Here is a 10,821-nt window from a genome sequence, read left to right as displayed (position 1 = left end):
GATTACGGACAGATCGTCGAGATGAACACACCCGACGAGTTCTTCAGAAATCCGCAGCACGAGCGCACCAGGCTCTTCCTGTCCCAGATCTTGCATTGAGCGACGCCGTTCACGTTCAGCTACTTAGCCTGATCATTTTGGACGGCGCCCTGAGCGCTATCCGATTGAAGATATTCGCCGGTACTTCATGGAGAAAACCATGGCTACAAAACAGATCGATTATTACTTTTGGGTTTTGTCTGACTGGGCCTATTTCGGCGGTCCGCGGCTCGCGGCGATGGCAAGGCGGCATGATGTGGCCATCAATTACTTTCCGGTCAAGATGCCTTATGTATATGCGAAGACAGGCGGAATTCTGCTCGGCGATCGTTCAAAACAACGCCAGGATTATCGGCTGGCTGAGCTCCGCCGCTGGCAACGCAAGCTCGGCATGCCGATCAACGTCCCCCCAAAGCATGGGACTACGAATGAGGACCTCGCTTCATGTCTTATCATCGCTGCGAAGCGGGACGGGCAGGATGTCGAACAGGTCAGCCACGATATTTTAAAAGCGGTGTGGGTCGAGGAGGTCGATGTCTCCCAAGCGGAGGCCTTGCTTGAGATCGGCAAACGCAGCCTGAAGAATGTCGATGATTTGCTTAAACGGGCAGCGTCGCAGGAGATCCAAAGAGAGTTCTGGCGCTATTCAGACGAGGCGATTGAACGAGGAGTTTTTGGCTCGCCCTTCTACCTCTTTGAGGGTGACATCTTTTGGGGACAGGATCGCCTCGAATTTCTTGAAGAGGCAGTCATTGCCTCGCGCATGAAATCCTTATCCTTCTGATCCCCTGAAACGAGTCTTCGGGCTTTTTCCCAGGCAACAGTGAATCGCGTAAGAAGTGCATGGCACAACGCCTTCTCGAGCTGGAGCCGCGCTTCTGGAAATGCAGAGCCGCTTCGAAGCTCAAGCTTTCAGCGTCGTGAGGCGCGGCCTTCCGGGCGTCTCGCGACAAGGTGGCACATGAGTGTAGATGCGTCTCTACGATACCCAACGGTCGGGCAACGTCTGGAAGGTGCGCCTTCTAGCAAGCTTTGTTGGGATACCGCTCGAACGAAGAACCTTTTCTATCGTCCAGGGGATTAGCGATCGCCAGGTTTCGCGTCGGTCAGCCGCTTCCGGCAGGTGCCAGTTCCCCAGTGTGCAGACGGCCGAACCATCACCGAACCCGGAGCGATCCTGCATTACCCGTGGTCGGCACGTCATGGTGGTCTGAGGACCGCTTCGAGCAGGCGGACGTGCTATCATGGATTTCGTTTCAACAATCGTCCCTCATGCTCCCGCTGGCACAGTTGCGACTTCATCGTGCTCTTCATCCGCACAGGTTCGTCGATCCGCAGATGGTAAAGGGCTGGGAGCAGCAAGCCGGCCAAGCGCTTGGCTGTCTCAATGACCGTCTGAGCGAATTGAGCGACAGCGATTGGCTCGCTACTGCAGGACATCCCAGCGTCGCCGACGTAGTCGTCTATCCTTACACCCGTCTGGCCAGAATCGGAGGGATTGACCTTGAGGTGATGCCAGCTGTTGGGAAGTGGCTTCAGCGCTTCGAGAGTCTTCCAAACTACAGCCCATTAATCTCGGGACATCCAGAGCTAAACGAATCTACGGTTGAGATGCTCTGAGATCGGCAGTTGGCGCATTCTTGCTTCCGCAAGGCGCCGCCTGGACTTTGACTTGATCCCGGGCAGTACGATGCGGCGACTTCCTTCTGCGGAAGTCGCCCTTTAGGTCGATTGGCTTGAACTCGTGCTGTGGCACCTGGCAAAGGTCGAGATGATGCGCGATACAGAAGAGGCGGCACGAGCAGAGGACTCGTCCAAGCTTGGCTCCCCTCCTGCAGAGAGGGGTATCGGCCCTGAGATTGCCACGGTCCTCACCAAGGAGGTGTTCTACCGATGTTATGCGTGTCGGCGCCTTGTGCCGCCTATGCCAGTCTGATCCACAGTCCGCTTGCGGGCGACTGCCGGTCGCGCGAGCCGGGCATCACCAAGGACGCCAGCGCCCGCGCTCGCGAGGCGCTGATCGAACTTGCCCGGCTTAATCTGTGCATTCAGCCTGACAGTGTGCTGGCGGTCTGGTTCCTCAGCCGTGTCGGTTCGGCTCCGGCCGGGTCAGACGCAATGAGATTGTGGCATTGGCCCGCAAGCTGCTGACCCTGCTGTGGCGCTATGTCGAAACAGGCGCCCTTCCAGCCGATGTTGCCGTGAAGCCCTGAACCTCAATGCGCGCTGGAGCGGGAGCGCGAGACGTCGAACGGGAGTGCGACCGCGTTTGTCCCTTAGCTGAAACTATCACGCAGAAATGAATGGCCGCGCTCACCTTAGATCCTGCTCCGCCACATGAGACAATGGTCTGGGCTATGGCCCAACCGGATATACAGTGATGCCGACGAGCGGTTCTCAGAAACACCATTGGGCTCAATCTTGGACGTCGTAGCGACACCAGCGAACAGCACTTGACTGACATGTGGGCCCATATAAGAAGGCACAGTGCCTCTTTAGCGCGACTTTGCAGTGCCTCTTTACTTCTTTTGCGGCTTAGGTGGGGGGAGATCGGTACAAACGCCAGACGCCACCTCAGCAGCCATCCCGATCGTTTCCGTGAAGGTTGGATGGGGATGGATTGTCTTACCGATATCCTGGGCATCAGCACCCATTTCGATGGCAAGGCAGACTTCACCGATCAGGTCCCCTGCTCCGGCACCCACGACGCCACCACCAACAATCCGACCTGTCTCCCTCGAGAACAGGAGTTTCGTCATGCCGTAATCAACGCCGTTCGCGATCGCCCTGCCGGAAGCAGCCCAAGGGAAGCGCCCCACTTCGACTGTGGTCCCTGAGGCCTTGGCTGCATCCTCTGTCATTCCAACCCAGGCGATCTCCGGGTCGAGATAGGCCACCGACGGGCAAACAAGAGCATCGAAGCCCGCCTTATTGCCAGCGATTACTTCCGCCACGACATGCCCCTGGTGTACCGCCTTGTGCGCTAGCATCGGCTGATCGACGATATCGCCAATTGCGAAGACACGTTCATTCGATGTGCGCATCTGTTTGTCGACGCAAATGAAGCCGCCTTCACATTCGAGGCCGGCTGCAGCCGGGTTCAGGCTTTCTGCATTGGGCCGCCGCCCAGCGGCCTGGAGGATAAGATCGTAGTTCTTCGGTTCGTGTTGGGCTCCTGCGAACGTTGCAAGCAGCCCGCCCTCGGTGGCGGTCACAGATTCCAGTCGCGTCGAAAGCATCAGCCGATCAAAGCGGTGAGTGTTACGCTTCTGCCAGATTGCCACTAGGTCGCGATCAGCCCCAGCGAGCAATCCGTCGAATTGCTCGACAACATCGATTCGGGCTCCAAGCGCACTGTAGACGGTCGCCATTTCCATTCCGATGATGCCGCCTCCGATTACCAACATCCGCTTGGGGATGAAGGGGAGCTCTAGCGCTCCCGTGGAATCCACGATACGCGGATCCTTGGGCAGGAAAGGTAGGTGGATCGGCGAGGATCCGGCGGCCACGATGCATTTCGCAAAAGCGATTTCCCGCTTCGCGCCCCGAGCCTCCTCGACCGTCAGGCTGTCAGGTCCTGCAAAGCTGGCCGTACCGGTGAGCACCTCGACTTTGCGCATCCTCGCCATTTGGCCAAGACCGTCGGTCAGCCGCTTCACGGCGTGATCTTTCGACGCTCTGAGCTTCTCCAGGTCAATGTTGGGGGCCGCGAAGGTGATTCCGTGGGAAGCCATGCGACCTGCTTCCTCGACAACGGCAGCGGTGTGCAGTAACGCCTTGGAAGGGATGCAGCCGACATTCAGACAGACGCCACCCAGAACGCTCTGCTTCTCTACGAGAAGGACGCGCAATCCCAAGTCAGCGGAACGGAACGCCGCCGAGTAGCCGCCAGGACCCGCGCCAATCACCACGAGGTCGTATCGCTCGGTGACCAGCCCGCCAGCGGGCTTTGCGCACGCGGACTCGTGCTGCGACACCTTGGGCTCGGGTCCTGCCGCTCCACCGGCCTCCTCAACAATAGCCAATAACGAGGATGTGCTGATGCGATCGCCGAGCTGCACCTCCAAGGACAGCAAACGCCCAGCAACAGGCGATGGAATTTCTATGGTCGCTTTGTCGCTTTCAATAGCGACCAGGGGCTGATCGACTGAAACCGTGTCACCCGCCTTAACCAAGAGTTCAGCGACCAACACGTCTTTATAGTCGCCCAAATCGGGCACATGAATTTTCGTTGCCATCGCAGATACCTCAAAGCAGGGCGCGACGGAAGTCGCCCAACAGTGCCGCGACGTGGCCGAGGAAGCGTGCAGCGGCGACCCCGTCGACCACCCGGTGATCCCACGACAGGCTAATGGGAGTGATCAGACGCGGCTCGAACGCCGTGCCGTTCCAAACTGCCTGCGTCTGAGAGCGAGCGGCCCCGAGGATCGCAACCTCAGGAGCATTAATGATCGGCGTAAACCCAGCGCCACCAATACCTCCAAGCGAGGAGACAGAGAAGCAGCCCCCTTCCATATCGGCAGGGGCCAGCTTGCCTTGGCGGGCCTTTTCGGAAAGTGCTGCCATTTCGCTCCCGATTTCGATCAAACCCTTTCGGTCGCAGTCGCGGATCACCGGAACCATCAGCCCCTTTGGCGTGTCGACCGCGAAACCGACATGCACATAGCGTTTCATCACTAAGCTCGTCCCGTCGAGCGAGCTGTTGAAGCGCGGATACTGCCGCAGGGCAAGCGCTGACGCCTTGATAAGGAAGGCCACCATCGTGAGCTTCACCGGCGGATCCCTCCGCTCATTGTTGACCGCCGTCCGCAACGCTTCGAGCTCAGTCACATCCGCATTGTCGAAATTGGTCACATGGGGGATATGCAGCCAATTGCGGTGCAGGTTTGCACCCGAGATTTGCTGGATGCGGGACAGCGGCTCGCGCTCGATCTCTCCGAATTTCGAGAAGTCGAACGTCGGCATGGGCGGCAGCGGGGCGCCCGAAATGGATTCCGCATTTCCGGAAATCGACCCAGACAGGCGGCTCTTGACGAACGCCTGGACGTCTTCCCGCAGAATGCGTCCCTTCCGGCCTGTGGCGGAGACCTTCGAAAGATCGACACCAAGCTCGCGCGCATAGCCGCGAACTGATGGCGTTGCGTGGATCGACTGCAATCCGGCCGGCACGGGAGCTGCGGAAGCGGCGGCCGCAGGTTCCACCTTAGGCGCTGTAGTGACCGGCGCTTGCCGCTCGGCTTCGGCCTTCGACGCGGGGAGCGTGGGTGCGGTGTCGGTGGCGGACGCCTGCGTTGCCGGAGCGTCAGCATCGTCTATTTCAAGGATTGCTACAGCATCGCTCGTGGAGACCTTCGAGCCAAGCCCGACGAGAAATTCCACAATCCGACCGGCCGATGGAGCAGGAACCTCAAGGGTCGCCTTGTCGGATTCCAGCGTAATAATGGGCTGATCGGCCTTCACAGCCTCTCCTGGCTTAACCAGGATCTCAACGACGGGGACATCCTTGTAATCGCCGATATCCGGTAGCTCAATTATTTTTCTGGCAGCCATGGCCGCGCCTTCCTCTATCGACTTTGCTGACTCAGCGCGACCAAGGCGCAGCTTCGTTGACGGTCAGGTCATACTTTGAAACGGCCTGACCGACTGATTCTGAGGCAATTGCACCTTCCGCGGCTAGGCTCGATAGGGCTGCCAACACAACATAATAGCGATCAACTTCGAAGAAGCTGCGCAGCGCCTTACGATTATCGCTGCGGCCGAATCCGTCCGTGCCGAGCGTGATGAACCGCGCACCAACATAAGATGCGATCAATTGGGGATAGGCTCGGACATAGTCGGTGGCTGCGATAATCGGAGCAGAGCCCTCCAAAAGTCTGGTGACGTGGCTTTTGCCGTAACCGGCTCCTCGGAAGATCTGCTGGCGCTCCAGTTCGCGCGCTTCGCGTGCAAGCTCGCTGAAGCTGGTAACGCTGAAGATGTCGGCCTCAACGTTCCAGTCGCTCTTCAGTAGTTCCGCGGCGGCAACGACCTCCGGCAGGATCGCACCTGATCCTAGTAGACGAACGGCAGCCGGAGCATCTAAGGGGCCCGAAAGCTTGTACATGCCGCGTATGATGTCGCCTTCGATACCAACAGGAATCGAAGGCTGCGCATAGGCCTCGTTCATTGCAGTGACGTAGAAGAACTCGTCGGCGCCCTCCTCCATCATCCGCCGGGAGCCATGGTCGATGATGACGGCCATCTCGTAGGCATACGCCGGATCGTATGCGCGGCAAGTCGGGATGGTCGACGCCACCAGGTGGCTGCTGCCATCCTGGTGCTGGAGACCCTCGCCGCCCAGCGTCGTCCGACCAGCTGTAGCTCCGATCAGGAATCCGCGCGCCCTCTGGTCGGCAGCGGCCCAAATCAGGTCACCAATCCGCTGAAACCCGAACATCGAATAATAGATGTAAAAAGGCAGCATGGGCTCGCCATGCACGCTGTACGAGGTCGCTGCGGCCACCCAGGAGGAGATCGCTCCCGCCTCCGTGATGCCCTCCTCAAGTAGTTGGCCGTCCTTCGACTCCTTATAATACAACATTGTCCCGGCGTCTTCGGGCTCGTAGAGCTGACCGAGCGGCGAATAGATACCGACCTGTCGGAACAGGTTGTCCATTCCGAACGTCCTGGCCTCATCGGCAACGATTGGCACAATGCGCGGGCCCAACTCCTTGTCTTTGAGGAGCATGCTGAACAGGCGCACCGCGGCGACGGTCGTCGACATCTCCTTACCACCAGCCCTGAGGGCAAACTCGGCATAGCTCTCGATCTCCGGCACCGGGTAAGGCTTCGCAGCCGTTCTGCGAACCGGAAGGTATCCGCCCAGTGCCTCACGCCTGGATTTCAAGTACGAAATCTCAGCCGACTCGTCGGCGGGCTTGAGGAATTCGAGGTTTTCGACGTCGGCATTCGAAAGCGGCAGAGAAAATTTGTCGCGGAATGCCAGGAGCGCGTCGACATCAAGCTTCTTGGCCTGGTGTGCCGTCATCTTCGACTCGCCAGCGCGGCCCATACCGTAGCCCTTTTTGGTCTTGGCTAGGATGACGGTCGGGCGCCCCTTGCAATCTTTCGCCTTCTGGAAAGCGGCAAAGAGCTTTCGGAAATCGTGCCCGCCGCGCTTCAGTTGATCGATATCCTGATCGGACATGTGTGCGACAAGCTGCTTAACCTCGGGATCGGCATCGAAGAAATGCGCGATGTTGTAGGCGCCATCTTTTGCGCCGAGCGTTTGGTATTGCCCGTCGACCGTCTCAGCAAAGCGCTTCAACAAGCTGTGGTTGGTATCGCGGACGAAGATCGCATCCCACTCCGAGCCCCACAGGACCTTTACGACGTTCCAGCCGGCACCCTTGAAGATGGATTCTAACTCCTGGACGATCTGACCGTTACCTCGCACCGGGCCGTCGAGCCGTTGCAGGTTGCAGTTAATGATGAAGGTCACGTTGTCGAGATTCTCGCGGGCGGCGAGAGACAAGGCCGCGACCGACTCCGGCTCATCCATCTCGCCATCGCCAAACACACCCCAAACATGCCGCTCGTTAGTATCGAGCACACCCCGATCACGGAGATAGCGCATGAAGCGAGCCTGATAGATCGCGCTGATAGGGCCGATGCCCATCGAACCTGTGGGGAACTGCCAGAAGTCCGGCATCAGCCAGGGATGGGGATATGAGCATAACCCTGGCCCGGTGATTTCCTGGCGATAATAGGCGAGGTTCTCGGAGGAAAGCCGCCCTTCCAGGAAAGCCCGCGCATAGACACCGGGCGCCGAGTGCGGCTGGAAGAAGACGAGGTCACCCTTGCCCTGCTCTCCGCCGCCACGGAAGAAATGGTTAAAGCCAATCTCGAAGATCTCCGCGGCTGACGCGTAGCTGGCGACGTGCCCACCGAGATCGCCATAAGCCCGGTTCGCTCTGACCACCATGGCGAGCGCATTCCAGCGGATGATCGAGGTGATCCGCTCTTCCATGACAAGATCGCCAGGGAAAGGTGGCTGTTTGTCGAGCGAGATTGTATTGCGATAGGGCGAGTAAGGAAGAGTGTCGGAAAGGACGCCTAGCTCGCGCGCCCGGCGGTCTAGCGAAGTCAGAACAAATTTGACGCGATCTGCTCCATCGCGCCGCGTCATCGCCTCCAGAGATTCCAGCCAATCAGCTGTTTCGTTCGGGTCGATATCGCGCGAACCGTCGAAACTATCCCGCTTGATACTTTCAGACATTCTAATACTCCTAGTACGCAAGAGGCTAACAGGGCCTGGCCAGAATGTCCTGCTGAACATACCAACTTGAATCATTGTGTCAGCATGATATGCTTCGTTCTCGTGTTTTGGAGATATAAAATGCTGCGAAACTCCATTGACCGAGCCGATCGACGAATCCTGACGGAGCTGCAGTTGGCGGGTAGGATTTCAAATGTGGAGTTGGCGAGCAGAGTTGGGTTGTCACCATCTCCATGCCTTGCCCGCGTGAAGCAACTCGAAGAGAAAGGCATTGTCAGTCAGTATGTAGCCCTTCTAGATCCAGAAAACATCGGGAGCACCATTAGTGTATTTATTCAAATATCTCTAAAGAGTCAGAATGAAAAAAACTTAGAGAATTTCGAGAAGGTAGTAATAGGTCTGCCTGAGGTGATGGAGTGCTACCTAATGTCCGGCGATGCTGATTATTTACTTCGGGTTGTAGTTACTGACACTGTCGCTTTGCGGAATTTTGTTTTAGATAAGCTAACGAAAATTGAGGAGGTATCTAGCATTAGATCCAGCTTCGCATTGAAGCAGGTCAAATACAAAACGGCGCTTCCGATCGATCAGCTTTGGCCTGATCATTAGGTCGTATCTGAAGTATTTTGGAGGACACGATGATGAAGTATCCAGATCTTGAGATCGACCTCCTCAGCACGTTCGCGGCTGTTGCGGATCGCCGAGGTTTCACGGCACTGTTGTAGTAACTTGAAAGGGCATAACGAACCCCGTCAAACAGGCCGCTCAGGCAGCAAGACCGAAGAGGCGTATTTCGCCTGTCGCTCGACGTCCCCGCTTGTTGTAATGACCGCGGCGGATCATGCGCATGATTTCAAAGCGCATTAGAGTTGCGGCGGCGGTTTTCATGGTCCGGAAGCCGCGTGTCGGCCGGATGACGCGCTTGAGCGCGCCGTGATCCGCCTCAAGGACGTTATTATCGGGCATGAATAGGCGCGACACCTCCATTCAGGTTTCTGAAGGCTGACGGATCAGGTATCCTCGGCGTACCGGGATAGGGGTGTCGGGAGCACGGAAGGTGGGCAGGCCGAATGTATTTGTGAGCTGAGAGCTCGTGTTATTAATCTAGCCGCCCCTTCGACTGGCCCGGGTGCGCTGCGAGCGCGGATCCGTAGTTGTCGTGTGGCCCACTGGCTCCCGAAGTTGCTTAAGCCACAGGAGCCGGAAATGAGGATCATTGCTCTCGATGTCCATCGTTCCTTTGCCCAGATGGCAATCCTGGAGAAGGGAGTTATCCGGGATGCCGGCAAGATCGAGCTCGAACGCAGCCGCCTGCTGCACTTTGCCAAGACCCTGAGGCCCAATGATGAGGTCGTCCTAGAGGCGACCGGCAACACCAGCGCCATCGTGCGCCTGCTGTCGCCGTTCGTGGCACGCGTGGTGATTGCCAATCCCAACCTGGTGCGGGTGATCGCCTGGGCTAAGGTCAAGACCAACAAGATTGACGCGCGCGTGCTGGCGAAGCTCCATGCCAGCGGGTTCCTACCCGAGGTCTGGATGCCGGACGAGGAGACCGAGGCCCGCCGCTGTGTCACGGCCGAACGCACCCAGCTGGTCGCGCAGATGACCCGCCTCAAGAACCGGATCCACTCGGTTCTGCACGCTCACCTGATCCCACCCTATCAAGGCAGCCTGTTCTCGAAACGCGGAAGGGCCTGGTTGGAGGCCCTTCCGCTCGCCGAGGATCAGCGCCGAGTGATCCTGCGCCATGCCGGTGAGTTGGATCGGCTTGGGGCCGAGCTCGCGGAGCTGGACAAGAGCCTCGCCCAAAAGGCGCTCGATGATCCGCAGGTCAGACGGCTGATGACGATCACGGGGGTGAATGCCACGGTGGCCATGAGCGTCCTGGCAGCGATCGGCGACATCACACGCTTCTCCTCGCCGCAAAAGCTGGTGAGCTACTTCGGCCTCAATCCGAAGGTGCGGCAATCAGGCGATAAGCCCGCCTACCATGGGCGCATCAGCAAACAGGGACGGGCCCACGCCCGCTCGATGCTGGTCGAGGCAGCCTGGGTGATCTCCGGCGTACCAGGCCCCCTGCGGGCCTTCTTCATCCGCATCAGGAACAAGCGCGGCAAGTCGGTGGCGGCCGTAGCAACGGCACGCAAGCTGGCGGTGATCGTCTGGCACATGCTGAGCAAAGATGAAGACTACACCTGGAGCCGGCCGGCGCTGCTGCAGTGGAAACTGCGCTACTTGGAACTGGCAGCGGGATATCCATCGCACCGGGGTGGCCGGCAAAAAGGACCGGCGGCCGCGTATGGCAACAAGGCTGTGCGTGAGGCAGAGCGGGAGATGGTCGGCCAGGCCGAGGAAGCTTACCGGCGGTTTGTGGCCAGTTGGAAACAACGATCACCGACGGGGTGCTCGGGGGCCGCCAATGAGGTGCGACAATCCTAAGCTGCACGGCAGGGTTGCAACTGATCTTCCCCCGCTTGCGCGGACACTGGGTTAGCTCAATTTCCGCTCGGCCTGTTCGGGTGTGA

At 58.6% G+C, this 10,821-nt stretch carries 7 protein-coding genes and 2 pseudogenes; 5 read left to right on the top strand and 4 right to left on the bottom strand.

Annotation, left to right across the window (positions count from 1 at the left end):
• The 3 genes and pseudogenes from KBI52_RS04205 to KBI52_RS04195 all read left to right on the top strand — a co-directional run.
• Positions 1–99 (top strand): annotated as a pseudogene (locus tag KBI52_RS04205) (amino acid ABC transporter ATP-binding protein); the annotation flags it as partial.
• Positions 100–199: 100 nt separating this feature from the next.
• On the top strand, positions 200–823 hold the full coding sequence (locus KBI52_RS04200; RefSeq protein WP_210805564.1) for a 2-hydroxychromene-2-carboxylate isomerase: 624 nt from the start codon (positions 200–202) through the stop codon (positions 821–823).
• 404 nt (positions 824–1,227) lie between these two features.
• A complete protein-coding gene (locus tag KBI52_RS04195) occupies positions 1,228–1,659 on the top strand; it encodes a glutathione S-transferase family protein (protein ID WP_210805562.1) in 432 nt (143 codons plus the stop codon).
• Positions 1,660–2,558: 899 nt separating this feature from the next.
• Here KBI52_RS04195 and lpdA read toward each other — a convergent pair.
• Genes lpdA through mdeB form a run of 3 tightly spaced genes read right to left on the bottom strand, consistent with a single transcriptional unit; the run spans position 2,559 to position 8,296 of the window.
• Positions 2,559–4,277, bottom strand: coding sequence for a dihydrolipoyl dehydrogenase (gene lpdA / locus KBI52_RS04190; RefSeq protein WP_210805560.1), 1,719 nt, complete (start codon positions 4,275–4,277; stop codon positions 2,559–2,561).
• Positions 4,278–4,287: 10 nt separating this feature from the next.
• Positions 4,288–5,589, bottom strand: coding sequence for a dihydrolipoyllysine-residue acetyltransferase (gene aceF, locus KBI52_RS04185; protein WP_210805558.1), 1,302 nt, complete (start codon positions 5,587–5,589; stop codon positions 4,288–4,290).
• A 31-nt stretch (positions 5,590–5,620) separates the two neighbouring features.
• Complete coding sequence (mdeB, locus tag KBI52_RS04180) at positions 5,621–8,296, bottom strand: alpha-ketoglutarate dehydrogenase (RefSeq protein WP_210805556.1); 2,676 nt, start codon at positions 8,294–8,296, stop codon at positions 5,621–5,623.
• A gap of 120 nt (positions 8,297–8,416) precedes the next feature.
• Between mdeB and KBI52_RS04175 the strand changes: the two genes are divergently transcribed.
• Entirely contained in the window at positions 8,417–8,905 is a 489-nt protein-coding gene (locus tag KBI52_RS04175) for an Lrp/AsnC family transcriptional regulator (protein ID WP_210805554.1), read from the top strand.
• 156 nt (positions 8,906–9,061) lie between these two features.
• Here the strand turns inward: KBI52_RS04175 and KBI52_RS04170 are convergent.
• Positions 9,062–9,253, bottom strand: a pseudogene (locus KBI52_RS04170) (DDE-type integrase/transposase/recombinase); the annotation flags it as partial.
• A 249-nt stretch (positions 9,254–9,502) separates the two neighbouring features.
• Between KBI52_RS04170 and KBI52_RS04165 the strand changes: the two are divergent.
• Entirely contained in the window at positions 9,503–10,735 is a 1,233-nt protein-coding gene (locus KBI52_RS04165; protein ID WP_210805550.1) for an IS110 family transposase, read from the top strand.
• The last annotated feature ends 86 nt before the right edge of the window (positions 10,736–10,821 follow it).

The organism is Microvirga sp. HBU67558 (genome assembly GCF_018069605.1).
GTDB lineage: Bacteria > Pseudomonadota > Alphaproteobacteria > Rhizobiales > Beijerinckiaceae > Microvirga > Microvirga terrae.
This window is presented reverse-complemented; position numbering and strand designations above follow the sequence as displayed.